The organism is Cohnella thailandensis, from assembly GCF_014212135.1.
In the GTDB taxonomy this organism is placed as follows: domain Bacteria; phylum Bacillota; class Bacilli; order Paenibacillales; family Paenibacillaceae; genus Cohnella; species Cohnella thailandensis.
In genome coordinates this window covers 1-24,398 of record NZ_JACJVQ010000032.1, presented here as the reverse complement: position 1 = coordinate 24,398, position 24,398 = coordinate 1, and the positions used below count along the sequence as shown (strand labels likewise).

Below are 24,398 nucleotides of genomic sequence, written 5' to 3'. Positions count from 1 at the left end.
TCCGAGCTTTATCCTTAACGTTAACCTATTGCCGTCAGACGATCGGTGGTTCGCAGAGCGGACAGATCGGGGGCTCCGATGCCGAACATCGCCGCTCTCAGCTCGAATTCGATCACGGAAAGCCGCAGATCCAGGCTGTCCGCGGAATCGACGGCGTGGGCGAGCAGCGATCGCCCGAACCCGGCCAGATCGGCTCCCAGCGCGAGCGCCTTGGCCGCGTCGATCCCGCTCTTCACCCCCCCGCTTCCGATCAGGCAGGAGGAAGGAGCGGCCCTTCGCGCTTCGACAATGCACTCCGCCGTCGGGATTCCCCAATCCGCGAAGGAGTCGGCGGCCAATCTCCTTACCTCGTCCCGCAGACGCATTTTCTCCACTTGGCTCCAGGAGGTGCCTCCGGCGCCCGCGACATCGATGAACCGGACACCCGCCTCCAGCAAGCGTCTCGCGTTGCCGCCGTCGATTCCCCAGCCGACTTCCTTCACTCCGACGGGGAATTCGGCCTCGCGGCAAATCTTCTCGATGCGGCGAAGCAATCCGCTGAAGTCGGTGTCGCCTTCCGGCTGAAAGATTTCTTGCAGTCCGTTTAGATGTAGGACCAATCCGTCCGCTCCCGCAAGTTCCACGAGCCTGCGGCAATCGTCTGCGTCATAGCCGAGGCTGAGCTGAACGGCGCCGAGGTTCGCCAGGATCGGAACGGACGGCGCCAGCCGTCTCATTTGGAACGAAGGAATGGCTTCCTCCTTCTCCAATGCCGCCCTTCCGGATCCGAGCGCCAGCGCCCATCCCCTCTTCTCGGCGACTTCGGCCAAATGCCGGTTGATCCGGGCCGCCTCCTCCGTGCCTCCCGTCATTGAGCTGATAAGCAGCGGGAAGGCCAATCTTCTGCCGAGGAAGGAGGCGGAGGTGTCGATTCTCTCGAAGCTGACTTCCGGCAATGCTTGATGGCGGAAGCGATAGCGGTCGAACCCGCCCGATGTCAAACGGCTGTTCACGTCCTCCTTCAAGCTTATCTCGATGTGCTCGTTCTTGCGGCGCCCCGTGTCTCCCGTTCCCGGTTCGGCCTTGTTCCTGTCGTCCATACGTTTCACCCATTCGTTCCGCTATCCGCCGCATGCCTGTCTTCCTGCCGCAGAGCGAGTCGTTCTATCTTCCAAGGGTACCACAACGGACCGAAAGTACCAACTCCTCGTCCGGGCCGAAGCGGCCTTAATCGGGACCTGCCGCGTACGGAATGCGCCACTTCTTGCGCAGGTCGGTCGTCTCGTCCCAATGCCGATTCTCGCGAATCGCTTTGAAGATCGGATCGATATCCTCTTGGTAGAGCGAGTAAGAAGATGTCGAGCGAATCAAGCGATAGACGCGTTCCGCTCCTTCCAGAAGCGATCTCCGGTCTCCTCCATAGAAGGCGTCCCGCATCCTGTCGTCATCCAGAGGGCGGTCCGCGGCCAGCTCGCGGGAATGCTCCGACGCCAGCTTGGCGAGAGCTAGCGTCCCCCTGGTTAACGTCGGGGACACGAGCCAGCTCGGCGGCGTGCGGTACTCGAAGCCCCCGTGGCTCTTCGAGCGGTAATCGCCCAGCGAGCCGTAGCGCGGACGACGCCGGTTCGCCTCCGGCGGCTCCAGCAGCCGAAGCGGAAGCGCGACGGCGTTGTCGAGCGCGCGCAATCGCTCCCCTGTGAGCGCCGCTCCGCTCACGTGGAGATGGCCGCCGAGCGGCAGCCCGCGCACCGGAGCCGCCCCGGCGCGGAAGCGCACGGCCGCCCCGGCCGTCCGGCCGGCCGCAAGCGCGAGCAGGCGGCGGATCGAAGTCGCCAGCTCCCTCGGCTCTTCGGCCGGCTCCGGCCTCAGCTCCGCGAGCGGCCAGCGCAGCGTGCCCCCGACCCGCATCGCGTCGCAGCCCGCGGAGCCGCGCTTCGGCAGATACCTCGATGCCGGGACGACCTTGCCGGCCGGGGACAGAAGCACGAATTCCGGGTCCGCCCCGAGCCGAACCCGTACCGGCTGCCGGGCCTCCCTGCTCCAAGAATCCGCGAACCTCTTCAGCCTCTCGCGAAGCAGCTCCGGCCATTCCTCGCCTCTCTCTTCGATCCATGGAGAAAGGCTGACGATGGCGCCTAATCTGCCTCCGCGTCCGACTCGCCAGCCGACGGTTCCGCTATCCAAGCCCAGCGCGTACAGAGCCCGGGCCGACGCGCGGGCAAGCCTTCTCTCCAGCTCCAGAGGCCTCCTGAAATCTACCGGCAAAGGATCGACGAGAGCGGTATCCAGCCCAAAGACGCAGACGCGAAAGAAGCCGGAGCTTCCGATCGGATCGAAGCCGCCTCCAAGAACGGAAGAGCGAGGAGCACGGTCCCGATCTCTCCGGGTTTCCCTTTCGTATGCTGCGCTCGGCCAGCTTGCCGTTCCCCTGCCGATTACGGTTCTGTTTGTAAAGGTTCGGCCCGTATTCGTTCCGCTTGCTGTCGCCCTGCCTTCCGACGGTCGACCTGCCGGCAGCGCCGTTACGAAGCCCTCCCGCCGAAGGCGTCTCGCCGTTTCTTCGTTACCCAGCGAAGCGACATGTTCCGCCCTCTCGTTCCAGATCCATGCCTCGGCCGCTTGTCCGAGACGAAGGCTCGACGGAAGATCGCCTCTTCCCAGCCGAATGAGGACATCCCCTCGGAGACTCTCCTCGGGCCCGGGCGTTCCATCCATGACGCCGGCTATTCCCGCCGCCGTGTCCAATCGTCCGCTCTCGTCCCTAAGAAGCCACACGCGTCCAGCCACAGGCCGCCTCCTCCGCAGGAAAAATACGGGAAGGGCCGTCCCGCCGGCGTATAGGCGCCGAAGCCGAATGACCCTTCCCGATTTGCGCTCCGGTGCGGCTATGCGTCCGCACCGTGAAGAATAGGCTATTTTCGATGATACGACAGGGCACTCGCCCTCGCGCGTTCTCCCGCACCGGCATAAGCTTAAGTACCGACCGTGCCACGGGCCGCTTACAGATCGTCTTCCAGCAGGTCCGAGTCGAGATCTTCGTAATCGCCGTCTTCCAGCCCGAAGTCGGCATCCTTGGCATCGTCGTCGAAGCCGGTCGGGTCGACGATGACCATGACCTTCGTCTCGGCTACCATCTCGACGGCATACTCGCGCTCGACGCGGATGAGCACGGAGCTTCCGCCGGAGCTGATGGTCGCTTCGACGCAGTTCGGTTCTTGCGTGGCTTCCGCCGACACTTCCTCCGTGGATGCGCGGTGCCTCGGATCTACATAAGACAGGGGCACGAGCTCAACGTAGGAGATCGTTTCCTTGGCTACGTCGGTCTGCGAGTTCTTGTCGTAAGAATACCAGATGTTGATATCATAAGACCCGATTACCTCGATTCCGCCCCCCGATTTTGCCGCTTCGTATTGGTGATTGATGATCCATGCTCCCAGAATGCTGGAAGGATGGTGCGGCGGCGTCACGGTGTGGGTAATCGTCGAGAATTTCCGGCCTTTGCCGCAAACCGCTTTCGTGATGATTTCCCTGCGTTGCAGCCGTTTATCCGCAATAGCCATTCGGTAGACCTCCTCCATACAATCAAGTCAATTAAGTCTATGCAGGACATTCGTCTAGAGTGACTAAAATGTCTCCGTGCACAAGCTTTTCCCTTCCATTCTATGACTTGTTGCTTAGAAGATGACTAAAGATTGCATTTCGGTAATCGCCGGACCGGCGGATCCGCCCTCATCCTCCTCAGCCTGGCTCGCGCGAAGCCTTTCGGTGGAAGAATATTCGGGCGGGCGGCGTCTTATTCCCTCTTCCGAACTTATTTCCTCAGCCCAATCGATAGATCTCGCGATACTTGGTCTCCAGATAATCGCACAGGAAAGCCGACTTCAGCGATTCGCCGGTTATGCTCTCGATAATCTCTGACGGATTCTTCATCTTGCCGTGACGGTATACGCCCTCCGTCAGCCACTCCTTGAGAGGAGCCAACTCGCCCGCGGCGATTCTCTCTTCGAGATCCGGGCGCAGCGTCTTCGCTTTGTTCATGATTTGTGCCGCGTACATATTCCCAAGCGAATACGATGGGAAATAGCCGAACGAGCCGCCCGACCAGTGAACGTCCTGCAGGACGCCTTCGGCGTCGCTTCCCGGAACGATGCCTAGAGCCTCTTTGTACTTGGCGTTCCATACTTCGGGAAGCTCCTTGGCGGACAAGCCCTCATTGAAGATCATCTTCTCGATCTCGTAACGGATCATGATGTGCAGGTTGTAGGTGAGCTCATCGGCTTCGATCCGAATCAGGGAAGGCTCGACCACGTTGATGCCGCGATAGAATTGCTCCACGCCGACGTTGTCGAGCTGTCCCGGGAACTGCTTCTGCAGCTCGGGATAAAATTGCTTCCAGAAGCTTAGGCTTCTGCCGACCATGTTCTCCCACAGCCGGGACTGCGACTCGTGGATCCCCATCGAGGTGCCGGTGCAGAGCAGCGTTCCCGCCAGCTCCGGTGCTATATTCTGCTCATAGAGCGCGTGGCCGCCCTCATGGATGGATCCGAACAGCGCGCTGGTGAGATCGTCGGCCAGGTATCGGGTCGTGATCCGCACGTCGCCGGGATTGAGACCCGTCGCGAACGGGTGAACGCTCTCGTCCAGCCGTCCCGCTTCGAAGTCGAAGCCCATCCGAGTCAGAATGAACTTGCTGAACCTCTTCTGCGCGGCGATATCGAAGGTGCCTCGGAGGAAGCTCGTATCCGGCTTATCCCCGCGGGAAGCGATCGCGTCCGCAAGCGGAACGAGCCTTGCTCTCAATTCGCCGAACAGCCGGTCCAGCTCCGAGGTCGTCATCCCCGGCTCGTATATATCGAGCAGCGTGTCGTAAGGCGTCCCCTTGACTCCCCACAATTCGATGAACTTGCGATTAAAGTCGATTATCTTCTCCAAGTAAGGCTCGAAGCCCGGATAATCGTCGCGCCGCTTCGCTTCCTCCCACGCCGATTCCGCTTGCGAGGTCAGGACGACGTATTCCCGGTACAACTCCGGAGGCAGCTTGCGGTTTCGTTCGTAGTCCTTGCGAGTCTCCTCCACTTGCTTGCGGTCGATCGCCCCTAACGCGCCTATCGCTTCCGGTTGCGAGAGATGATCGAGCAATTCTCCCATCTCGGCCGACGTGGAGAGGCGGAACGTCTCGGCGGACAGCGTGCCGTAGGCTTCCGAACGGAGCCCGATTCCCTTGCGCGGAGCGCCTGTCCTCATATCCCAATAAATCGCGGCCAGAATCTCTTCGTATTGTTTGATTTGCTTCGTCAGCTCGCGGAAGCGTTCCAGCTTCGGGTCCGACGCGTCCTTGATGTCGCTCATTTTATTCCCATCCTTCCCCAACGAAAATCCGTTTCCTCTTGATCATACCTTTCGCGAAATTTATAATCAACATAATGGACGGACGCGGCTAAAAGGCTCGTCTAAGGAGAGGATGTGCGCTATGATCATAGAATGGAGCCAAGAAGCCGTTCATGCTCTCGCGGCCAGATTCGGCGATTCGAACGCGATCTACAAGCTGGTGTCGGATTCCGAGGGCTGCGGCTGCTCGGTTAGCGGGGTGCCCGTTCTGTGGGCGGTAGACGCCCCGGAGAAAGAGGACGTTCAAGCGGTTAGCGAACCGTTTGCGGTATGGTACGAGCCTAGACACGCGATCTTCTTCGATGAGCGTATGCGCATCGCTTATAACGAGCAATACCGTACATTCGCTTTGGCGAGCGACAGTCAGATTTACACGAACCGGCTGGCCGTACGAGACATGAGACTTTCGCAAGCCGCCAGATAAGCCTTAAGACGGCCGCGCAATCGAATTCAGGAGGTAATTATGAGAAGAATTGACGAGATTCTAGCCCATAACCGAGCTTTCGTGGAGAACGGAGAGTACGAGCAGTATTGGCCGAAAAAGCCTCTCGATAAGCGCCTTGTGATCGTTACATGCATGGACGCCCGTTTGACGGAGCTGCTTCCCAAAGCATTCAACATCCACGACGGCGACGCGAAGGTCATCAAGAATGCCGGCGCCATCATTACCGCTCCTTTCGGCAACATCATGCGAAGCGTAATCGTCGCGCTCTACGAGCTGAACGCGAACGAAGTCGTCATCTGCGGCCACCACGATTGCGGGATGACGGGGATCGACCCGAAGACGGTCGTCGGCCATATGGTCGAACGAGGCATTCCGTCCCAAACGATCAAGACCCTGCACCATTCCGGATTCGACTTCGACAAGTGGCTGACCGGTTTCGAGAACGTTCAGGCGAGCGTGGAGAAAAGCGTCGATATCGTTCGCAAGCACCCGCTTTTGCCTCCCGGAACGCCGGTTCACGGCATGATCATCGATCCGAAGACGGGAGCCCTGGAATGGGTTGTCGACGGATACGAATATTTGAAGCAAGAAGAACCGGCTATTTAATGCGCCATAATTCAAAAAGACCGTTCGCCCGACCGAGGCGGAACGGTCTTTCTTCCATTATAAGCCCCTTACGTCATTCCTTGCTCCCTGAATTCCGACTCCGGGAGATGGGCGATCGCCCACAGATACAGCGAAGCCACCGTTCCATACGGCGAATACGGGCTCGTCAGCTCGTCGAATTGCTCCCGGGTCAAGGAATCGAGCCCATGCAGCTTCATCACTCCTCGCCGAATGGCGACATCTCCCCAGCTGACGACGTTCGGCCGCGCAAGCGAGAAGATCAGCACCATCTCCGCGGTCCATCTCCCGACGCCTTTCAGAGCCATTAAGTAATCGACGACTTCCTCGTCGGCCATCTCTCGAAGACGATCGATCCGAAGCTCTCCCGCCACGATTTTCCGGGCGATGCCGACGATCGCTTCCGCCTTCTTCGTGGTCGTTCCGCAAGCGCGCAGCTGTTCCGGCGACGCTTCGGCGAGCGTCTGGGGCGTAAGCTCCCCGAAATGGGCGATCAACCGATTCCAGATCGCTTCGGCTGCCTTGTTCGAGATCAGTTGGGAGACGATCGAATCGACCAGGGAGACAAAGGGATCGGGGATGACTTGACGCTCTACTTTTCCAATCCGACGAATGGCCGCTCCCAGGACCGGATCCGCCGTGGAGAGATGATCGATCTCCGTTTGCCCGTATTCATAGATCCTCTTCATAACCCTTCCTCCTTCTCTTCGCCCTGCCGCTCCGCCTTTCTCTTCGCCGACCGCTCTCTTTCTTCAATGACTTCCGTACGGTCTCGGAGCAAATGCCGATCGATGATGGAGATGTCCAATTCCTCCAGCGGCGTTCCCCACTTCCACCCTCTCAGGAAGCAGCGTTCTTGGGCGAGCTTTAATAGGTCTTGGTTCCGAACGGGAATATCGAGCTCCTCATAGGCAACGCCGGACGGATCGACCCAACGCCGCTTCAGCGAATCAAGCTGAGCCTTAAGCATTAACCCATTCAGACCGATCTCGTTCATCCTGTCCGGATCGATCTCCCGAGCGGCTTTATGCAGCAGTTTAAAAGCGCCTTCCCCGTTGCCCCTTCGGGCATGATACTGGAAAACGGCAATTCGAATCAGCACGAGCCAGCACTCCTCATAACGCGAGCCTTTCTCTTCCTTCCAATGATGCTCCATGATCTCGTGGCATTCGAAGAAATCCCGAGATCCGTAATATTCCGCCAAATAATCCACCAAAGCTTCCGGATAAGGCGTTATCGTCAAAGTCATCGAACTCCTCGGTCATTCTCCGCCGCTTCCCCGTCGACGGTATTTACAGCATAACCGATTCTTTTGAGATCGGCATCCTTTTCCTGAAACCGACTGCCTGTCCGCTCGTATATACCCTCGAAGACAAATAAAAAATGAAGCATTAATCAGGAGGAGTTATTCACCATGTGGAAAAAAGCATTGCTAATCTTCAGCTTGTTCGCGCTGTTTGTGGCCGTTAGCGTTCCGGCCGACTCGGCGGACGCCGCTAGGAAATCGTTCAGCTCCGGCAAAAAATCGTTCTCCCAAACGCCATCCAAGGCTCAAGATAACGTGTCGAAAAGCAATAGCGGCACAAGCACCAAGACGGGAAGCACGGCCGGCACGACCAACGCGAATCGCGGCTTCTTCAGCGGCGGCAGCTTGATGAAGGGCCTTATGATCGGCGGTATCGCGGGCTTGCTCTTCGGCACGATGTTCAGCGGAATGGGCTTCTTCGGAGACTTCCTTGGCTTGATCATTAACCTGCTCGCGATCTTCGCTCTGATTGCCGTTATCCGCGCCGTGTTCGTCTCGATCCGACGCAAGCGCGACCAACAGCCGCAACGCCCTAACGACGCTCGTCGCTGGTAATCCCCATGAGAATTACGATGGACGAGATCGTCAACGCCGTATGCCTTCATATGGCGGAACGGCACGAGGTTCCCGTCTCCGCCGTCGAGGTCGAGCTCCTATGGGACGAAGAACAAGGCTTCTCCGCCGAGGTCTGGGTGCAAGGGCGCAGCCGCTTCCTCATCGAGGCGAATCTGAAGGAATCGATTATGCGATATGTCATGAACGAATACCAAATCCGCGCCTACCCTTCTCAGATTACCCTCGAGGTCGACGACGAGATCTGGGCGAATATCGAGAATTAATCGAACGGGTTTGATCGAACGACCGCTCGGGCGTTAGCAGCAGGATTTCCTGCCGTTAACGCCCGTTTCGTTTGCTGCCGCCGATCGGCATAAACGCTCTTGTCCTCGACATACAATCCGATGAGGGAACCAAGATTCATTCGGATTGGTTAAACGAACACGGGAGGTATGCGAATGGCTAGAGCATTCTTGAAATCGCCCGTAAAAGGCGCGTTGATGGGAATCTCCATGACCGGCGGTTGGCTCCTGGCCGACTTCTTGCTTCCGGAGCCTTGGGGAGACGTCGTTCTATTCTCGGCAATGGCGGTCGTGAATATCGCGATCGGCTGGAAGCTCGGGCAGCTCTACGACCAAAGGGACGCTAAGGATACCGCCGGCGCTATCGAAGCCAACGGCGCTATCGAAGCGAACGGCGCAGCGAACCAAGGAACCCTATCTTAAATTACGAGCAAGATGCCCTTCTGCCCTTTCGTCTTCCTAATAGGAAGGCGCGAGGGCTTTTTTTACATAAATTAAGCCAGATTGGAAATACCATATTCAACGAAGATTACCTATCGGGAGATCTTCCATAGAAGTATGAAGACGACGCATACCACCCATCCATCTTGGAGGTTACAACCGTGAAGAAAACACATGCCACAGTCGGAACGGCGTTAAGCCTATTATTGGTGCTTAGCAGCTGCGCCACGAACAACAACGCCAATAATGCGTCCCCCTCGCCCACCGCAACGGGGACTGCGTCCGCGACGAACAGCCCGACCGCGACCGGCGCGACCGGCACGTCCTTCGAAAACTGGGGTTCTTACGGGTACACGCTGGCCAACAATCGGCACGTCCCCTTCAAGGAGATCACCGCCGATAACGTGAACGATCTGGGCGTGATTTGGTCTGCGGACTTAAAGACGCTGGACGCGGATGTCAAGAACGGGAATCAGTCTTATCCGGTTGTCGTCGACGGCATCATGTATGTAACGACGGCGGGCAACCAGGTATTCGCGTTCGATGCGGCGACAGGGAATACGATCTGGCATTGGAAACCGGAAGCCGAGCAGGCGGCCAACTTCTCGAAAGCGGGGATCATCGCCAATCGGGGAGTAGCGGTAGGCGAAGGCAAAGTATTTATGCTGGCGGTCGACAATTCGCTGGTCTCCTTGGATCAGAAGACCGGCGAGCTGATCAAGATGATCAAGCTATCCGATTATATCGACGGGGTCACTATCGAGAACGGATATTACGAGACGACCGCCCCCCAATATTACAAGGGCAACGTTTATATCGGAAGCAGCGGCAGCGACAACGGCGTCCGCGGCTTCGTAGCCGCGTTCAAGGCGAGCGACCTGACGCCGGCTTGGGATTCTCCGTTCTGGACCGTGCCGCCCAAAGGCCAGGATTGGCTGGCGAAGAGCGCCTTCCAAGGCGGCGGAACGGTGTGGAATCCCGTCGCGATCGACGAAGAAACCGACATTATGTACTTCTCGACGGGCAATCCGGCTCCGGACTTCTATGGCGAGAATCGCCCGGGAGACAACCCGTACACCGACTCGGTCGTAGCCGTGAACGCGATGACAGGCAAGCTCGTTTGGGCCAAGCAGGAAGTCAGTCACGACATGTGGGATTATGACGCCGCAGCCTCTCCGATGATCATTAACGCCACGGTCAAAGGAGCGAAGAAGAAACTTGTCGTGCAAGGAGGCAAGTCCGGATTATGGTTCGCCTGGGACGCCGCTACGGGAGATACGGTGTGGGACAAGGTTCCTTTCACCAAGATCGATAAGAAGGATCCGACGCCCGAAGGCACGGTCAGCTATCCCGGCGTGCTCGGCGGCGAGAATTACGCTCCCGAGACTTACGACCCCAATACGAATTATGTCTTGATTCCGGGCATCGAAGAACCTTCCCTTTACAAATCGGCGAAGACCGAAGCGGAAGCAAGCACTCCGGATTCACCGGGCGCGGCGGCCTTCGGCACCTCGTACGAAGCGGTGACGGACGTTAAAGGATACGGGACGGTAACCGCGATCGACGTGGCTACCGGCAAGAAAGCTTATCAGATCAAGACGACCGATGCACAGCGAGGCGGCTTGACGAGCACGGATTCGGGCTTGGCGTTCTTCGGCGAGCTGGACGGCAAGATCAACGCGCTCGATATCAAGGCGGGCAAGGTGATCTGGACATTCCAGACGACGGGAAATAGCGTACAGGCGGCGCCATCGATCTTCACGGTCGACGGCAAGGAATACATCGCCTTCACCACCGGCGGAACGAAGCCGATGGTTCACGTGTTCGGGCTTGGCGGCGACAAGACGCAAGGTCAAGCCGGACAAGCCGAGACGGGCAACGCGCACTCGGGTTAACGACGACGATTCGACCCTGGCGGTCAAGACAGGACGCATAACGTCCTGTCTTGGCCTTCTTATGTAAAGGAGACCGTTCCGTGAAAAAAATGACCAAAGCAGGACTTTGTGCGCTTTTAGCCGTTGGAATAACGTTATGGACAGCCGCTCTAACCGACGCAGAAGCGCGGACGGAAGCCCCGCGGGGCCGAATCGAGCTCGAGCAGAGTTCCTTTGTCGCCAAGTCGTGGCGAAGCGACGGCTCTCACCTCGCCGACGTTAAGGGCAAGTTATTATACGGAGAACGGCCGGTTGCGAATGCCCTCTTGCAAATGGATGGCAAAGGAAGAAGCATCGCCACCGGGGAAGACGGCTCTTTTGAGCTGACCGTCGACCGCAGCCTGATCGCAAACAAGGCCGTTCGCGTCTCGTCTTTCCAGGAAGCCAAGATCGACGGCAAGCCGATCGGGAGCGAAGAAGCGGACGGCGTCCTATCGGCGTCCTCCGCGGTCACTATCTACCACCCGATCGAGGTAAGCCGCGTAGAGCCTTCCGAAGACGCGAGCAAAGTCCGGGTTCACGCCCGTTTCAAGCTCGCGGCAGACGACAACATCGCCTTCTTCCGGATCGACAAGTACCGGATAGCGGGCCAAGTGTCGGACTATAACGGCAATCCGATCAAGGATGCGGTCGTATGGATCGATCGGGACAAAGGAGAAGGCTTCGCCAAATCGACCCCTACGGACAAGGACGGGAGATACGAGATGTATTACTGGCCGGAGGACGAGGAAACGAACCTTACGGTCATTGTCGGTACGCGCCGATATGAGCTTCCCGAAGGCAAAGTGTTTAATCTTCCGCGGAACACGAGCGTAGACATTCGGATCCGGTTGCCCAAGGAAGGCTCGACGATCGACGACAAGCCTCCGACGCTGGTTTGCACGACCTCAGAGGGAGCGACCTACCACGGCTTGCTGGCCGGACTCGACGTCCCTTCCGATGTTCCCTACTCCGTCTCGATACCCGATCGGGAAGGCCGATTCGTTCTGACGGTACCGAAGGACGCGTGGGAGAAGAGTCCCCTATTCTTCGAAACTCAATTGACGAAGTTCATCGGGCAGGACAAGGCCCTGAAGGGCGGAGACGAGCTTCCCGTCGGATTCGTGCAGCCGCGCGAGCAAGACCCGAGAGTGGAAGCGACGATGTCTTGACTCCTCGTCTATTCATCCGGCAATTGCTCCGAGTAAAATCGAAACCAATTGCCGTAAATAAATTGTTCCACGTCCTCCTCCGGATAATGCTTAAGAAGAAGATTGACCAACCGGTCGTAATGTCCCGCATGCTCCAATCCGACGATCCATTCCCGAATTCCGTCGAAGTCGGAGCCGAAACCGATATGGCGCTTGCCGCCTAACGCGCAAACGTGATCGATGTGATGCAGAATTCGATCCATCGGGACCGGCTCCTCCTCGCTTACGAAAGGAGGAACGAACGTGATTCCCATTACGCCTCCGGTCCGGATGAGCGAGCCGATCTGGGCATCCGACAGATTCCTTAACCGGGGGCTGATCGTTTTGGCATTGGAATGGGAGGCGATGACGGGCTTGTCGGTCTCCTCCATTAGTTCCCAGAAGCCTTTCTCGGACAGATGGGAGACGTCCATGATCAAGCCCAGCCGGTTGCATTCCCGGATCAAGCCCCTTCCCGCCTCGGAGAAGCCGCCGTTTCTCGGCTCCAGGACGCCGTCCGCCGCCCAGTTGGCGCGGTTCCAGGTGATGCCGACGCTCCTTACGCCGAGGCGGTATAGAATGCGAAGATAAGTCAAGTTTCCGTGAAGCGCGTCTACGCCTTCCAAGGATAGAAGCGCTCCGATCCGCTTCTCGTTCGAGACGAGCCGCAAATCGGTTTTCGTGCGAATAAACCGCATTTGCGGTTCGTTTAGGATGCGCTCGTGGAACAGATCGATGCTTGCCAGGATATGCTTAAAATCGTCGGACCATCGTTCCGGCAAATACACGGCGAAATTTTGCACCGCGATGCCCGATGCCAGCATTCTATCCAACGTAACGTCCAGACCCTCTCGGCCATGGGCGAAATCCAGATCGGGATTCTCCAGCAGCTTGCTGAGCACGTCGCAGTGGGCGTCGAATATTCTCATGCGCTTGTCACCTGCCGCGGTAGGCATAGTCGGGTGTTCCGGCCTTGCCTTGCTCGACCGAACCGACCCGATCCGCGACGATCCCGCGATGGGGGGAGCGTACGCATACGGGATCCGTCGCCCGGGCGTCGCCGGTTAACTGAAAGGCTTGACAGCGGCAGCCGCCGTAATCCAGCTCGCGCCGCTCGCAGCTTCTGCAGGGCTCCGGCATCCAATCGTAGCCTCGATAAGCATTAAAAGAAGGGGAATCGTGCCAGATCCAAGCCAGCTCGCGTTCCTTCACATTCTCGAAGGTCAGCGACCGTATATCCGACGAAGCCGTGCAAGGCAGAACCCGCCCGTCCGGCGCTATCGTCAGCGACAGCCGGCCCCAACCGCCCATGCAGGGCTTCGGGAAATCTTCATAATAATCCGGTAAGATCCATATCAGTTCGATTCGGCGTCCGAAGCGTTCTAACGCCCTCTTGTAGGCGGCTTCGGCTGCCTGCAGCTGCTCCCTTCGCGGAAGCAATTCATTTACGTTGCGCAGAGCCCAACCGTAGTATTGGGCATTGGCCAACTCGAGACGTTCTGCTCCCCAATCCGCGCAAAGCTCGATAATCTCTTCGATCTGATGAAGATTGGCTCGATGGAGCACGACGTTCATATGCAGAGGAAGTCCGCGCTCGCGGATTCTCTGCGCGGCTTGCCTTTTCAGCTCGTAGGCTCGGAAACCGGCGATGGAATCGGCCAGCTCCGCCGAAGCGGCCTGCACGCTCAGCTGGATGCTGTCGATCCCGGCCTCCACGAGACGATTAATGCGTTCATCCGTCAATCCGACTCCGCTCGTGATGAGGTTAACATAGAGGCCTAATTCCCTGGCCCGGCGAACGAGCCGTTCCAGATCCGGGCGCAGAAGCGGTTCTCCGCCGGTAAAGTGGACCTGCGCGACGCCTAGATCGTTAGCCTGCTCCAACACGCTCAGCCACTCGCCGGTCGACAGCTCGCTCTCCCTTTTCTGCAGTTCGATCGGATTCGAGCAGTACGGGCAATGAAGCGGACATCGATGCGTCAGTTCCGCGGTCAAGGCATACGGCAAGCTTGCCGTCATCTCTCCAACCACCCCCTCTCCTCGGCGGAAGCGAGAAAGTCGACGATATCGTCCGCGAGTCCCGTTTGGCCGTATTTGGCCTCGAGCTCCTGGATCAGCTGCGCAATCGATCGATTCCCGTCGCATAGCCAGAGGATCGCTCCCGCCGCCTCGTTCAACTCGACGACCCGTTCCGGCAGCAGCAGCAGATCCGACTGCCGGGCTTTGTCGTATTTCAGGCGTCCCGGACTTCGCAGCCGCGGCCTCTCCGACAGCGCCCACGAGCTCATCGCTCGTTCTCTCCGATCGGATACGCCAAGCTTAACGCGTCCAGCAGCGCCCAGAGGACATCGCATTTGAACCGCAAGGCGCCTATCGCTTGTTCTTGCTCCCTTCGATCCCTGCATTCGCGCAGCACTAGGCTTAAGCCGTGATCCGCATCTCGCGGCGCCTGATAAAGCCGCGCTTGAAAATACGCAAGACCCTCTGGACGAATCCATGGGTACAACTGCTCGAATACGCCGATCCGCTTGGAGACGAGAGTAGGCGCGAACAGCTCCGTCAAGGAGGAGGCTACGGCAATCGGCCACGGCTCCAGCCTGCAGAAATTCACATAGGCGTCGACCGCAAACCGGACGGCTGGAAGCACGTGACGCTCATCCAGCATTTCCTCTCTAGGAATGCCCGCGGCTTCGCCCAAACGGATCCACGCCTCGATTCCGCCTTCGCCTCCTTCCCTTCCGTCGTGATCGATAATCCGCTGAATCCATTCGCGGCGCTCCTCGCGAGTCGGCAGCTTGGACAGGATCAGCGCGTCTTTGACCGGAATATTCTTCTGGTAGTAGAACCGGTTGGCGATCCAAGCCCGAACTTGCTCGGGAGACAGCTTGCCTTCATGCATGGCGATATGGTAAGGATGCTTGTCGTGATAGCGTTCCTCTCCGACTTGCCGCAGGCGCGACGTGAATTGTTCGTTCGACAGCAAATACGAGTCCAACCCTTAAACCTCCATTTCCATTCCGTCAAAACCTATTTCAATGCCCAGCTCCGCCAGAATTCGGCGTTCCGGGGAATCGTCGTCCAGCATCGGATTCGTGTTATTGACGTGAATATAAACTTTGCGCCGTGCCGGCAAACGCGCAAGCCGTTCAGCGCTTCCGTTCGGTCCGCCAACGGGAAGATGCCCCATATCGGAAGCATCCAGTTCGGAGACGCCGAGCGAGCGAAGCTCGTCGCCCTTCCAGAAGGTACCGTCCACAAAAAGGCAATCGGCGGCTTCCAGTTGACGTTCCAGCGACGGAGTCCAAGCCTCGATTCCCGGCGCGTAGACGGCGGTCCCGCCCGTTAGCCGGTCCGTGATTCGATAGCCGACCACCCAAGCTTCCTTCTGTTGATCCGGTTTCTTAGGTAGTTCGCCATAGACGTATCGAGGGGGCTTGTCGCCTAAATAAAACGGACATACCGATAATTGTCCCCCAAATAGTGGAAAAGATTCCTCCGGGTGCGCCTCTTGCCACCGAAAGCTCGCAAAGGGTTCAACGATTCGCCGAACCGGTAAGCCGTGCTCAAGCGCATGAAGAACCGGAGCGGTTGCGAATACTTCCATGGACGAGCCTTGCCGCAGCTGAAGAAGTCCGGTCGTATGGTCCAATTCCGCATCGGTCAGAAGAACGGCTTGAACGGGAGAACTCCGTAAGGAAGGCCCCGGGCGAAGACAGTCATGCGCAGCCAACTGAAAACCGATATCCGGGCTTGCATTCAATAGTGCCCATTGGATCCCGTCCGGGCTAACGGCTAGCGAATCATTGCTTCTGGCGCTAACGGACGGATCGCCGGATCTCGCTCGTCTGCAGTTGGCGCAATTGCAGTTCCATTGCGGCAATCCTCCTCCCGCAGCGGAGCCTAACACTTTAATGATCATGGACTCTCCCCTTTATAGAAGAGATGCCGGATTTCTCCGGCAAAAAGCGGTTACTTCCGATAAGCGTAGGCGGTTACTTCGGCGCAAATCTCGATGATCTTAAAAGCCGGCTTTACCCACATGGTTACACCTCCCCTCCGTTATCGCGGCGGGCAACCTGGTTCATTGTATGTCGGCATCGGGATGTCCAAGAAGCAAAAATAACGATGCGAAACCACGCCCGTTGCCCGAGCATGATCCGCATCGTTATTCTTAACGTTAATTTACTTGGTTTTCTTAACGCTCGCGCTCCGGATTGCGGCTGCGCATCCCGAAGAGTCCAAGCAGTCCGAGAAGCCCGAGCCAACCCCATCTGGAGCCATTGTTGGCGGTCGTTGCCGCCGCGCGATATCTGCCGTTCGTGTTCGTCGTGCTGTATCCCCGGAATCCGTCGGTCGTATTTCTTGTGTTATACCCTCGATATCCGTCGGTCGTAGTTGTAGTGCCGAGTCCTCGATATCCGTCGTTGGTAGTTGTTCCGGTGGCGTTCGTGTTTACGTTCAAAAATTGGGTGCCCGTACCCGTTCCGTAGACGCTGACGTCGCGATTCGTTGCCCGTCCGTCGACCGATTGACTATACATCCTCGTGCCGTCCGTCATTCCTTGCGTGGTGGTTCCCATTCCGTTACCTAGCCCGCCATTGCCTCCGTTTGCCGTGCCTGTGTAGGCGTATGCCGGTACCGCGAGCATCAAGGAGAGAGCAGCTACACTAATTCCGCTTACGACTTTTTTTCTCATGAGTATCCCTGCCTTTGGATGAGTTTAACCCTGCGGTTAGAGTCTCACGACGGCAGCGATCCTATTCATGGCTTGTACGAAGCGACCGACCGATATACTTTTTGCCTTATTATTCAGGATTTTCTATTCTCCCGAACGAGACCCTGCTGGGTAGGTTTTCGTTAATCATGGAACGATGAGCCTCAATTAATTTAGGGGCATTGATGACGGTCAGTCTGATTCCTTGTTGAACTTGCGGATCCAGCTCCTCTATTGCCTTGATCTCGTCGGTTTTCAGTAAATATATTCCTTTGAATTTCGCTTTTCTATTTTGATCTTTAATCGAAATAACACAATTAAACTCGTACTCCATCTGTTGACCATCATCATATTTATGGACTTTAAGCAACTCGCCGATAAACCAATCTTGCTCTTGCGTGAAGATTTTGATGTATTGCCCGATGTAAGCCGTTAAATCCAATGATTCCGCCTCCTTTTCGGGTTTAAAAAAGCTTTTACAGGAATGAGGAACATGCCTACAAAAATAAAGACAATAATGAAGTTTCCTTCTTCCGGGTATACTTACGACGAGGTGACTCAACTTGATTATCAAAATGATTTCAATCGCCCTTGTGGCCCTCCGTATAAATTCGCATAACCCCAACCAAGCAGCTCTTCAGATCTTTGACGTTAAGCAAGAGAAAGTAATCAAGCAAAGTCCTTTATCAAGCGATCTTCAGGAATCTATCATGCAACTCCTTCAATCGTCACCCGCCATTTACGGAAATATCGATATGAATCCTAAGTCCGGTCTAATCCTGCACGTCCAATTCGATAAGCCGGTTAAGTTATCTTCCGCTATCTATCCAGACTTAGTCAAAGAAGTTTATTTCTTTCTCGAGCCGGGCCTTCAACCGAAATCGTTGATGTTTTTTCAGTCCACCAAAAAATTCATTGTTGTTGTCCTTAAGGGAGACAGCAATAAATTCATTACACAAAATAACTTACCTTGAACTACCCATTAAAACGTTATCTATAGTTCCTTAACAAAAAACACTTCTCCGATATTACCTTCGTTTATTCCATTGATTATTCCGCATTCCTTAAATCCCATTTTCCTGTGCCATTCTTGAGGGGGGCTTTCATTTACTTGAGACGAACTATATATTTTTCTTAAGCCCTTACTCTTTAAATGCTCTTCAACATACTGTAACATTCCTTTTCCCAGACCTTTACCTCTATAATCAGGATGAACCATTATCAACCCTATATAAGGGAACTTCGACCATAAGAATTCCACCCTTAAATATCCGATTAAATCCTCATCGTCTTTGGCCAGAACAATTTCTTGGTTTTGCAGCTTCCAACTTAAAATATGTTTCGGAATATGTTGATCGCCTATTAGTACATCGTTTGAATCGCCTGAATTTCCAAATCTGATCGTAATTGACATTCTTGACGTTCTCCCTATTCCAATTATTTCTTAATGCGCTTTATGGGCAAGAATATTTATAAGCTTGCCAAACGGATCGCGGACAAAAAAACGCCGAACCCCCCAAGGCTCATCTACAGGACCGTATTCAATTCGAAATCCAGCGCTCTTCATGCGTTCCAAACAAAGATCTACGTTGTCAACTTCAATAGATAGATCAGGCGTAGGTGTCGACGATCCCCCCTGTGAAGCAAAACTAATTTGGACACTCGTTTCTTCCCTTGATCCGTAAGTTGCAATCCAGCCATGGTCCATCAATAAATCGAGCCCGAGCACATCCTGATAAAATGATTTCGCCGCGTCAACATTCCTTGTATCAATATTTGGGACTATTCGTTTGACTTTCATTTCTTACCTCCAACAATCAATTCAATATTTAACTTGCTCTTATTATCAGGTTTATTTTCTCTGGCCATCCGATACTTACGTGACTCATATGAATCTCCTTGTATTGATCATACTTTCCTCTGTATCCTTGATCTTCTACATAGAGTTTAATATTTTTCTAACGTTTTGCCGACTAGCTTTCTTGCAATGGGTCGAATGTCCCGATATGTCAATACGATATTATGCGCTGTTTCCGACTTCCTCGAGTTACATCCAGATTCGGTTTAATGTTGTTTCTTCTTCATTTTTGGGTTTGACAAGTTCATATATATCTGGATTCGTCAGCCTTTCCCATTCATTGAATCCATAACTATTATTATAATACTTTAATATCAACGACATTAGGTTTCCATGTGTCACAACTGCGATGTTCTTCTCTGTCCGACTGTATAATTCATTAATGACAGAAACTCCACGGGTCATCGCATCTCGTGATGATTCACCGCCTGGTAGCTTCCTATCTAAATCCTCATAGGACTCTCTAAGAGTCTCCATCCAATTTACCAATTCTTCCGTAGACAATACCCTCTCACATAACCGGTTATCCATATGTATCATTAAATTAAGTTTCTTAGCCAGTGGTCGAATTGAAGAAATGGCTCGTTCATATGAACTTGAAACTATATAATCAATTTGTTTCTCAGTCAGAAACTCAGCTAAATGTTTTGCTTGTATACGACCTTCGATCGTTAATTGGGCACCTGCTTCTTGACCATTGGCCTTACAATGTCTTATGAGATATATTCGCTTCAATGGAATCACCTCATACAATATGATTTTTCGTCAATTGCACATAACGGTCCTGTATCCACGACGCCCCACTCCCTTAAGGTTCCGGAGGAACCTGCCGCGACGCGGTTATGGAGTGCAGGTGTGTCCGGCTGAATAATCTTCCCTGCTACTGAAATGCCTCTTCGATTCCACTTCTAACTTCTTTGGACCGAGGGTCGAATGGCCCGAAGCGTGAACATGGTGTTATACGCCGGTTCGTTCTTCTTCGAAATGCATTCAAATCCCTTTTCTTGTGGTAAAATTAATATCATAGTCCTTGTTTCGGGAGGTCTCATTTATGAAGTGGTCTACAGTCAGAGAACATTACCCAGAAAAATGGGTGCTAGTTGAAGCTATCGAAGCTTCCTCACTTAATAGTCGTAGAATTATTGAAGAAATGTCCGTCATGTCAGATTTCCCCGATTCAAGACAAGCATGGACAGAGTATAAAAAATTTCACTTAGCTGAGCCTGATAGAGAGTTCTATATTTTCTTCACTGGAAATGAATCAATAGAGGTTATTGAACAGCCCTTTCTCGGTTTTAGAGGGAAACCATGAAGATTCAAATGCATAGTGGCCTCCCTACTGTTTCCATTAACTTGAAGTATAAATCAGGATCGATCAAATTAGAACATGTTTTAATTGATACTGGATGCTTAATATCAATCTTTGATACCGATCTTGTAGATTCTACAGGTCTCTATATTCAATCTGGCAACGGTAGTGCTGTAAGAATGTATGGTGTCGGTGGAAAAAGTGAAGTTTGCTATCAACAATCAGTATCCGATTTATACATTGACGATTATCAGTTAAATGATTTTGAAATCCAGCTCGGAATGACAAGAATACCATATGGATTCGATGCAATTTTAGGTATCGATTTTTTCAGTAAATTCAATCTTAAATTAGATTTTGATAGTTATTCTATTTATTGATCTTAACGAACTTGCGTATAACGTTCCCGTATTCACGACGTCCTACCGACTTAAGCGACCAACGGGAGTGGCCGCGTTGCGGTTAGTCGGTGCGGATGTGTCCGCTGAATCTGCTTCCCTGCCGATTTCATCTCGCGGACCGAGGGCCACAACGCCCGATGCGTGAATATGATGTTATATGAAGTTGGGGCCATCTTCGAAATACAAGCAAATTATCTTATGTAAGTCATTCTGCCAGAATCCCATCAACTATTAAGCTAAACGGTGCAGACACCGATTGCGGGTAAGTTCTCAGGGTTGTGATCTGCCTAAGTAATTCAAAATTCATTCTCATCGGGCAAAAAAACCGCAAAGTAGAAGAGTAAAGCAATAAAGAAAGCCCGTATATTCACGGACTAACCATTATTTGGGTAATATTACTTTGATGTTCGGTAAATAAACACGGATAGGATTATCCTCGCTAATATCATTATTAATATTACTAACGATCGCTCTTACATATTCTATTAATTCCTTCTTGGCCGATTCCATTCGATCAAATACAGTATATACATCAGACGTGTCTATAACAATCGTTCTTCCATGAGACACATCAAATGGAATTTTATCACCCTTACGTATAATTTGAACTGTTGGCAGCTGACTCATATGTCTAACTCCCAATTCATAAAATACATTTGGATTATTAAAAGAAAGATCCGCTATACAAAGCTGGGATTTAATTAGATTGTCAAAAATCTGTTGTGTTATTAACCCAGACTTTTCGATTTTATCCGCTCTTACAACCTTATAACCAAATGAATCAAGTACAGGTTGGATTAGGTGTTTCAATATTAAGTCTGAATGTTTTCTTTCAAGCGAACTATCTTCACCTATAGGGCAAATAACAAAACAAGTCTTTTCGTCACTTTCAAGAATATTTGTTGAATAACTTGTTATTTCTACCTCTTTAATCTCTTGAATTTTTACATCATCTTTTTCATTGTTTACTTTTAATGATGTTGCAACATCCAAATCTATTATATTTTTATCTAGTTTAGAATCTTTCCTTAATATCCCAGTATATTCAGCATTCTTTATAATTATTTCCTTTGCTTCTACTATTCTATCTCTAGGGACACCAAGTTTAGTTTCAAGAAGATTAGAAAAATAATTGTCTTGAGGTATAGGATGTTTATTATATTCCAGATAAAATTTACTAAGTACTGTCGGAGTCAATATTGCTTTAATTTTCGCCTCAAGGTCTTCTCCATCATATGTTGGAACTATGATTTTTCTTCCGGTTTCAGAAAGTAAATAGTCTCCCTTTTCATTTTTTGTAAGTAATCCGTACGCTTCAGATCCCCAAATCCCATATTTAGTGCTTTTTGTATGAACACTTGTCCCGAGAAGTTTGGCTAATTCTTCAAAAGAAATTGAACTATTTGCTACATTCTCATAAATTTGCTGAGCTATCGGAATTGTATCTTCTAACGTAACTCTTGGAAGTTCACTCTGAGGAAATGCTTTGCCCTTTCTCTTTTCTTTTGTTTCTTTCGAGGATTGTTCCCTGCTGAAATCATCAACAACTTCTTGATTTGTCTCCTCCGCCATATTATTACCTCCACGTGTTATATATGAATATCCTATCAAATTATCTATATATTGTTAATATTCATTTTTCGCTTTTGCCCCAATTACATATAACGTCCCTTGTATTCACGACGTCGATCCCCCCTAGATCGCTCCTATCTTAGGGGGATCGATGTGTCCGCCTGAATCGATTCCCCTGACTAATACTCCTGGCGGACCAAGGGGCGAATGCCTCGCAGCGTGAAAACGGTGTTATCTGTTGCATCTGTCTTCTTGAAAAAACTATCAAAATTCATTGTGTTTCAAAATAGATCATTTTTGTAAATAATCCAAATAGTTATTGCAATTGTTAAAACAATAATCAAAAGCATAAATAAAAAGGGGACATTCTTTTCAGTAGCTGTAAATGACTTGTATTTTTCTTTTCTCATTCCTTTTCCTAAAGCAATCCATTCGGCAGAATATATTTGTGCTCCTAAGGCTTTTTCTAACCTTAGAATTACGTCAAATTTCGCTTTGTTTAATTTTCCGTAGTTTTCTATTAAATTCTTCCATGAATTACATAGTAGAATCCCTACACCTGCAAAACCATACAATATAAATATGGAATCACCATTCAGGGTTCCCGTACTTGCAAATAAACCTGCAACTGCAAGGAGACTTCCAATTACAGTAATAAAGAATGCGTTCGTTGCTTGTCTTCTTTGAATTAATTGTTCAGAAGACTGCACCATCAACTTATATAATTCCATGGTGTTATCGGTATTTGATGAAAAACAGTCTTCAAATTCATCTTTCATATTATATACAGTTATTAATCTTGAAATTGCTTCATCATTATTTTTTTCACTAAGTTCAATAATCTCTTTTTTGGCTTCCTCAGCTTTATTTAATTCCCATAAAGCATTGGGTGATTCTTTACAGTGTTGTAAATTGTATACTACAACAATTTCCGAATTATATATTTCATCAATCGCCTTTGCTTTCCAACTCCCATTTCTATAACTATCTAAAAACACTGGTTGAAGATTGATTTTTGCATTTCTAGAGAGTTCCTTAATAAGTTCTCTAGCCTTCTTATTATCTTCAAATCTATGGATAACAAATATTTTCATACAATGAACTCTCCTCAACGTTGTCCGGCAATTAGTTTTTTTAGATTATCCCATGTCCATCTATAAAGTTTATCAGATGATGTAGCTGTCTTGGGTTTTGAACATGGTTTATCTGTATATGCTGCTAAAAGGAAATACGGTTTCCCCTTTTCTTTAGCGATTGTCAACTCTGCTGCAACACCATCAGCAGTATGGGTTTTTGTTCCACAAAGTACAACAACCACATCAACATTATCCATTCTACGACGAACTTTCTCCTTCCAGTCACCTGTTAAATGAGCCTTGACTGAATTATCTTTGAATTCAAAAGGACTATCTGGAAGGTTAGCTTGTCCAGTTAACATACGCTTTGTACCTTCATCATTATCAATATCAAAACTAATAAATACTCTTTTTTTCATGTGTTATCATCCTTTACTATTATTTTTACTTAATTGCAGATGTTTCAGATAACATTCCTGTATCCACGACGTCCCACCGACTTAAGGCTCCGTTAGGAGCCGGCTGCGCTTGCGCAGTTTGTCGGTGTGGATGTGTCCGCCAGATTCCACTTCCATGCCTTTCTTCTTCGGGCGGACCGAGGAGCCACCAGGCTCCGAAGCGTGGATATGATGTTATGTGCTGTTCGATTCTTCTTCGAGTTCCCTTCTAATAATCAATTCATAATTTGTAATATCTAATTTTTCTATTATAGGCTCTGAATCAGCTCTTAATATCTCTAATTCGTTAATATATCCATCAACTACGTGTAACAGGATCATAACTGGTTCATTTCGTTCTTTCACATTAATTTCAACTGGCACTCGAATATGATGTGGGAACTTATTTATATCATGTGGAACAGTAAGATTGATACTTAAACACCCACATTTACAGCGTCCATTAACCTTTGTTTTGACTATCTGTTCTTTTAGTATGTTTCTACCTTTGAAAGGTTTACTTAATAATAATGTTAATATTTCTATTTCAAATTCATTCAATTCTCTTTCTTTTTCGAACCATTCCTGAAGGTGAGAGTAATCCATTATTATCCTCATTTCTTAGGAACCTATTTAGTATTAATCGAATTGCACATAACGTCTTTTCTACGAACTACATATTTCCTACAAAATTTCGATTATTTACGATCTAGACTTTATCCTATATTTTACATTGGCTATTGCAATTCTTCTAGGGCCGTTTCGATATTTAAGGTAACATTTACATTTTTAGGTCTTTAACTTCATGCTAACTCCGTTGCTGTAGGTGATATTTCATGTATAAAAACTGAATTGACCTCCAAAAAAAGTAGAGTCCATATAATTGTG

At 51.5% G+C, this 24,398-nt stretch carries 31 protein-coding genes; 10 read left to right on the top strand and 21 right to left on the bottom strand.

Features of this window, described 5'->3' with window-relative positions; all coding sequences use genetic code 11:
- Positions 1-20: 20 nt before the first annotated feature.
- The 4 genes from fni to H7B67_RS29655 form a co-directional block, all read right to left on the bottom strand.
- Positions 21-1,079 carry a type 2 isopentenyl-diphosphate Delta-isomerase gene (gene fni / locus H7B67_RS29670; RefSeq protein WP_185123524.1) on the bottom strand — a complete coding sequence of 353 codons (1,059 nt, stop codon included), beginning with the start codon at positions 1,077-1,079 and terminating at the stop codon, positions 21-23.
- A 127-nt stretch (positions 1,080-1,206) separates the two neighbouring features.
- Positions 1,207-2,766 carry a putative amidoligase domain-containing protein gene (locus H7B67_RS29665; RefSeq protein WP_185123523.1) on the bottom strand — a complete coding sequence of 520 codons (1,560 nt, stop codon included), beginning with the start codon at positions 2,764-2,766 and terminating at the stop codon, positions 1,207-1,209.
- A gap of 212 nt (positions 2,767-2,978) precedes the next feature.
- Positions 2,979-3,539: an outer spore coat protein CotE gene (locus H7B67_RS29660; protein ID WP_185123522.1), complete on the bottom strand. Its 561-nt coding sequence runs from the start codon at positions 3,537-3,539 to the stop codon at positions 2,979-2,981.
- Positions 3,540-3,798: 259 nt separating this feature from the next.
- On the bottom strand, positions 3,799-5,328 hold the full coding sequence (locus H7B67_RS29655; RefSeq protein ID WP_185123521.1) for a carboxypeptidase M32: 1,530 nt from the start codon (positions 5,326-5,328) through the stop codon (positions 3,799-3,801).
- A 121-nt stretch (positions 5,329-5,449) separates the two neighbouring features.
- On the opposite strand from H7B67_RS29655, the gene H7B67_RS29650 reads away from it, so the two are divergent.
- Together H7B67_RS29650 and H7B67_RS29645 are read left to right on the top strand one after the other, a co-directional pair.
- The gene (locus H7B67_RS29650) at positions 5,450-5,791 is read left to right on the top strand and encodes an iron-sulfur cluster biosynthesis family protein (RefSeq protein WP_185123520.1); all 342 of its coding nucleotides are present in this window, start codon (positions 5,450-5,452) and stop codon (positions 5,789-5,791) included.
- Between the two features lie 39 nt (positions 5,792-5,830).
- Positions 5,831-6,418, top strand: coding sequence for a beta-class carbonic anhydrase (locus H7B67_RS29645; RefSeq protein ID WP_185123519.1), 588 nt, complete (start codon positions 5,831-5,833; stop codon positions 6,416-6,418).
- Between the two features lie 68 nt (positions 6,419-6,486).
- Here H7B67_RS29645 and H7B67_RS29640 read toward each other — a convergent pair whose 3' ends face one another.
- Together H7B67_RS29640 and H7B67_RS29635 are read right to left on the bottom strand one after the other, a co-directional pair.
- Positions 6,487-7,125: a DNA-3-methyladenine glycosylase family protein gene (locus tag H7B67_RS29640; RefSeq protein WP_185123518.1), complete on the bottom strand. Its 639-nt coding sequence runs from the start codon at positions 7,123-7,125 to the stop codon at positions 6,487-6,489.
- Entirely contained in the window at positions 7,122-7,685 is a 564-nt protein-coding gene (locus H7B67_RS29635; RefSeq protein ID WP_185123517.1) for a DUF309 domain-containing protein, read from the bottom strand. The genes H7B67_RS29640 and H7B67_RS29635 overlap by 4 nt, the downstream gene beginning before the upstream one ends.
- A 165-nt stretch (positions 7,686-7,850) precedes the next feature.
- Between H7B67_RS29635 and H7B67_RS29630 the strand changes: the two genes are divergently transcribed.
- The 5 genes from H7B67_RS29630 to H7B67_RS29610 all read left to right on the top strand — a co-directional run bounded on the left by H7B67_RS29630 (position 7,851) and on the right by H7B67_RS29610 (position 12,125).
- Positions 7,851-8,297 carry a hypothetical protein gene (locus H7B67_RS29630; RefSeq protein ID WP_185123516.1) on the top strand — a complete coding sequence of 149 codons (447 nt, stop codon included), beginning with the start codon at positions 7,851-7,853 and terminating at the stop codon, positions 8,295-8,297.
- Between the two features lie 5 nt (positions 8,298-8,302).
- Positions 8,303-8,581, top strand: a complete 279-nt coding sequence (locus H7B67_RS29625) for a DUF2653 family protein (protein WP_185123515.1) — start codon at positions 8,303-8,305, stop codon at positions 8,579-8,581.
- A 174-nt stretch (positions 8,582-8,755) separates the two neighbouring features.
- Positions 8,756-9,022, top strand: a complete 267-nt coding sequence (locus H7B67_RS29620) for a hypothetical protein (RefSeq protein ID WP_185123514.1) — start codon at positions 8,756-8,758, stop codon at positions 9,020-9,022.
- 179 nt (positions 9,023-9,201) lie between these two features.
- Positions 9,202-10,935: an outer membrane protein assembly factor BamB family protein gene (locus H7B67_RS29615; RefSeq protein ID WP_185123513.1), complete on the top strand. Its 1,734-nt coding sequence runs from the start codon at positions 9,202-9,204 to the stop codon at positions 10,933-10,935.
- Positions 10,936-11,015: 80 nt separating this feature from the next.
- Complete coding sequence (locus H7B67_RS29610) at positions 11,016-12,125, top strand: carboxypeptidase-like regulatory domain-containing protein (protein WP_185123512.1); 1,110 nt, start codon at positions 11,016-11,018, stop codon at positions 12,123-12,125.
- A gap of 8 nt (positions 12,126-12,133) precedes the next feature.
- Here the strand turns inward: H7B67_RS29610 and H7B67_RS29605 are convergent, their stop codons facing one another.
- The 8 genes from H7B67_RS29605 to H7B67_RS29570 all read right to left on the bottom strand — a co-directional run bounded on the left by H7B67_RS29605 (position 12,134) and on the right by H7B67_RS29570 (position 17,299).
- Positions 12,134-13,072 carry a dipeptidase gene (locus H7B67_RS29605; protein ID WP_185123511.1) on the bottom strand — a complete coding sequence of 313 codons (939 nt, stop codon included), beginning with the start codon at positions 13,070-13,072 and terminating at the stop codon, positions 12,134-12,136.
- Positions 13,073-13,079: 7 nt separating this feature from the next.
- Complete coding sequence (gene pqqE, locus H7B67_RS29600) at positions 13,080-14,162, bottom strand: pyrroloquinoline quinone biosynthesis protein PqqE (protein ID WP_185123510.1); 1,083 nt, start codon at positions 14,160-14,162, stop codon at positions 13,080-13,082.
- Complete coding sequence (gene pqqD / locus H7B67_RS29595) at positions 14,159-14,431, bottom strand: pyrroloquinoline quinone biosynthesis peptide chaperone PqqD (protein ID WP_185123509.1); 273 nt, start codon at positions 14,429-14,431, stop codon at positions 14,159-14,161. Before pqqD ends, pqqE begins: the two co-directional genes overlap by 4 nt.
- Positions 14,428-15,138, bottom strand: a complete 711-nt coding sequence (gene pqqC / locus H7B67_RS29590) for a pyrroloquinoline-quinone synthase PqqC (RefSeq protein WP_209649235.1) — start codon at positions 15,136-15,138, stop codon at positions 14,428-14,430. The genes pqqD and pqqC overlap by 4 nt, the downstream gene beginning before the upstream one ends.
- 3 nt (positions 15,139-15,141) lie before the next feature.
- The gene (gene pqqB, locus H7B67_RS29585; protein ID WP_185123508.1) at positions 15,142-16,062 is read right to left on the bottom strand and encodes a pyrroloquinoline quinone biosynthesis protein PqqB; all 921 of its coding nucleotides are present in this window, start codon (positions 16,060-16,062) and stop codon (positions 15,142-15,144) included.
- Positions 16,063-16,112: 50 nt separating this feature from the next.
- Positions 16,113-16,184: a pyrroloquinoline quinone precursor peptide PqqA gene (gene pqqA / locus H7B67_RS31520; RefSeq protein WP_185123647.1), complete on the bottom strand. Its 72-nt coding sequence runs from the start codon at positions 16,182-16,184 to the stop codon at positions 16,113-16,115.
- Positions 16,185-16,338: 154 nt separating this feature from the next.
- Complete coding sequence (locus H7B67_RS29575) at positions 16,339-16,839, bottom strand: WGxxGxxG family protein (RefSeq protein ID WP_245364081.1); 501 nt, start codon at positions 16,837-16,839, stop codon at positions 16,339-16,341.
- 109 nt (positions 16,840-16,948) lie between these two features.
- On the bottom strand, positions 16,949-17,299 hold the full coding sequence (locus tag H7B67_RS29570; protein WP_185123507.1) for a hypothetical protein: 351 nt from the start codon (positions 17,297-17,299) through the stop codon (positions 16,949-16,951).
- A gap of 121 nt (positions 17,300-17,420) precedes the next feature.
- Here H7B67_RS29570 and H7B67_RS29565 point away from each other — a divergent pair, with 121 nt between their 5' ends.
- Positions 17,421-17,831, top strand: a complete 411-nt coding sequence (locus H7B67_RS29565; RefSeq protein ID WP_185123506.1) for a hypothetical protein — start codon at positions 17,421-17,423, stop codon at positions 17,829-17,831.
- 20 nt (positions 17,832-17,851) lie between these two features.
- Here H7B67_RS29565 and H7B67_RS29560 read toward each other — a convergent pair whose 3' ends face one another.
- The 3 genes from H7B67_RS29560 to H7B67_RS29550 all read right to left on the bottom strand — a co-directional run bounded on the left by H7B67_RS29560 (position 17,852) and on the right by H7B67_RS29550 (position 19,459).
- Positions 17,852-18,271: a GNAT family N-acetyltransferase gene (locus H7B67_RS29560; RefSeq protein WP_185123505.1), complete on the bottom strand. Its 420-nt coding sequence runs from the start codon at positions 18,269-18,271 to the stop codon at positions 17,852-17,854.
- A gap of 30 nt (positions 18,272-18,301) precedes the next feature.
- A complete protein-coding gene (locus H7B67_RS29555; protein ID WP_185123504.1) occupies positions 18,302-18,658 on the bottom strand; it encodes a VOC family protein in 357 nt (118 codons plus the stop codon).
- Between the two features lie 246 nt (positions 18,659-18,904).
- A complete protein-coding gene (locus H7B67_RS29550) occupies positions 18,905-19,459 on the bottom strand; it encodes a histidine phosphatase family protein (RefSeq protein ID WP_343069215.1) in 555 nt (184 codons plus the stop codon).
- A gap of 307 nt (positions 19,460-19,766) precedes the next feature.
- Between H7B67_RS29550 and H7B67_RS29545 the strand changes: the two genes are divergently transcribed.
- The gene (locus H7B67_RS29545; RefSeq protein WP_185123502.1) at positions 19,767-20,027 is read left to right on the top strand and encodes a hypothetical protein; all 261 of its coding nucleotides are present in this window, start codon (positions 19,767-19,769) and stop codon (positions 20,025-20,027) included.
- Positions 20,024-20,404 (top strand): pepsin/retropepsin-like aspartic protease family protein, encoded by a 381-nt coding sequence (locus tag H7B67_RS29540; protein WP_185123501.1) that lies wholly within the window; start codon positions 20,024-20,026, stop codon positions 20,402-20,404. The genes H7B67_RS29545 and H7B67_RS29540 overlap by 4 nt, the downstream gene beginning before the upstream one ends.
- A gap of 402 nt (positions 20,405-20,806) precedes the next feature.
- Here H7B67_RS29540 and H7B67_RS29535 read toward each other — a convergent pair whose 3' ends face one another.
- The 4 genes from H7B67_RS29535 to H7B67_RS29520 all read right to left on the bottom strand — a co-directional run bounded on the left by H7B67_RS29535 (position 20,807) and on the right by H7B67_RS29520 (position 24,116).
- Positions 20,807-21,997, bottom strand: coding sequence for a hypothetical protein (locus H7B67_RS29535; protein ID WP_185123500.1), 1,191 nt, complete (start codon positions 21,995-21,997; stop codon positions 20,807-20,809).
- A 281-nt stretch (positions 21,998-22,278) separates the two neighbouring features.
- Entirely contained in the window at positions 22,279-23,091 is an 813-nt protein-coding gene (locus tag H7B67_RS29530) for a RipA family octameric membrane protein (RefSeq protein ID WP_185123499.1), read from the bottom strand.
- Between the two features lie 14 nt (positions 23,092-23,105).
- A complete protein-coding gene (locus H7B67_RS29525; RefSeq protein WP_185123498.1) occupies positions 23,106-23,492 on the bottom strand; it encodes a TIR domain-containing protein in 387 nt (128 codons plus the stop codon).
- Positions 23,493-23,705: 213 nt separating this feature from the next.
- Positions 23,706-24,116 carry a hypothetical protein gene (locus H7B67_RS29520; protein WP_185123497.1) on the bottom strand — a complete coding sequence of 137 codons (411 nt, stop codon included), beginning with the start codon at positions 24,114-24,116 and terminating at the stop codon, positions 23,706-23,708.
- Positions 24,117-24,398 lie beyond the last annotated feature (282 nt).

Excerpts from the sequence above, each read along its gene's own strand:
- fni (WP_185123524.1), bottom strand. The coding sequence starts at position 1,079 with ATGGACGACAGGAACAAGGCCGAACCGGGAACGGGAGACACGGGGCGC.
- H7B67_RS29660 (WP_185123522.1), bottom strand. The coding sequence starts at position 3,539 with ATGGCTATTGCGGATAAACGGCTGCAACGCAGGGAAATCATCACGAAA.
- H7B67_RS29655 (WP_185123521.1), bottom strand. The coding sequence starts at position 5,328 with ATGAGCGACATCAAGGACGCGTCGGACCCGAAGCTGGAACGCTTCCGC.
- H7B67_RS29650 (WP_185123520.1), top strand. The coding sequence starts at position 5,450 with ATGATCATAGAATGGAGCCAAGAAGCCGTTCATGCTCTCGCGGCCAGA.
- H7B67_RS29645 (WP_185123519.1), top strand. The coding sequence starts at position 5,831 with ATGAGAAGAATTGACGAGATTCTAGCCCATAACCGAGCTTTCGTGGAG.
- H7B67_RS29640 (WP_185123518.1), bottom strand. The coding sequence starts at position 7,125 with ATGAAGAGGATCTATGAATACGGGCAAACGGAGATCGATCATCTCTCC.
- H7B67_RS29635 (WP_185123517.1), bottom strand. The coding sequence starts at position 7,685 with ATGACTTTGACGATAACGCCTTATCCGGAAGCTTTGGTGGATTATTTG.
- H7B67_RS29630 (WP_185123516.1), top strand. The coding sequence starts at position 7,851 with ATGTGGAAAAAAGCATTGCTAATCTTCAGCTTGTTCGCGCTGTTTGTG.
- H7B67_RS29625 (WP_185123515.1), top strand. The coding sequence starts at position 8,303 with ATGAGAATTACGATGGACGAGATCGTCAACGCCGTATGCCTTCATATG.
- H7B67_RS29620 (WP_185123514.1), top strand. The coding sequence starts at position 8,756 with ATGGCTAGAGCATTCTTGAAATCGCCCGTAAAAGGCGCGTTGATGGGA.
- H7B67_RS29605 (WP_185123511.1), bottom strand. The coding sequence starts at position 13,072 with ATGAGAATATTCGACGCCCACTGCGACGTGCTCAGCAAGCTGCTGGAG.
- pqqE (WP_185123510.1), bottom strand. The coding sequence starts at position 14,162 with ATGACGGCAAGCTTGCCGTATGCCTTGACCGCGGAACTGACGCATCGA.
- pqqD (WP_185123509.1), bottom strand. The coding sequence starts at position 14,431 with ATGAGCTCGTGGGCGCTGTCGGAGAGGCCGCGGCTGCGAAGTCCGGGA.
- pqqB (WP_185123508.1), bottom strand. The coding sequence starts at position 16,062 with ATGATCATTAAAGTGTTAGGCTCCGCTGCGGGAGGAGGATTGCCGCAA.
- H7B67_RS29575 (WP_245364081.1), bottom strand. The coding sequence starts at position 16,839 with ATGAGAAAAAAAGTCGTAAGCGGAATTAGTGTAGCTGCTCTCTCCTTG.
- H7B67_RS29560 (WP_185123505.1), bottom strand. The coding sequence starts at position 18,271 with ATGTCAATTACGATCAGATTTGGAAATTCAGGCGATTCAAACGATGTA.
- H7B67_RS29555 (WP_185123504.1), bottom strand. The coding sequence starts at position 18,658 with ATGAAAGTCAAACGAATAGTCCCAAATATTGATACAAGGAATGTTGAC.
- H7B67_RS29545 (WP_185123502.1), top strand. The coding sequence starts at position 19,767 with ATGAAGTGGTCTACAGTCAGAGAACATTACCCAGAAAAATGGGTGCTA.
- H7B67_RS29540 (WP_185123501.1), top strand. The coding sequence starts at position 20,024 with ATGAAGATTCAAATGCATAGTGGCCTCCCTACTGTTTCCATTAACTTG.
- H7B67_RS29535 (WP_185123500.1), bottom strand. The coding sequence starts at position 21,997 with ATGGCGGAGGAGACAAATCAAGAAGTTGTTGATGATTTCAGCAGGGAA.
- H7B67_RS29530 (WP_185123499.1), bottom strand. The coding sequence starts at position 23,091 with ATGAAAATATTTGTTATCCATAGATTTGAAGATAATAAGAAGGCTAGA.
- H7B67_RS29525 (WP_185123498.1), bottom strand. The coding sequence starts at position 23,492 with ATGAAAAAAAGAGTATTTATTAGTTTTGATATTGATAATGATGAAGGT.
- H7B67_RS29520 (WP_185123497.1), bottom strand. The coding sequence starts at position 24,116 with ATGGATTACTCTCACCTTCAGGAATGGTTCGAAAAAGAAAGAGAATTG.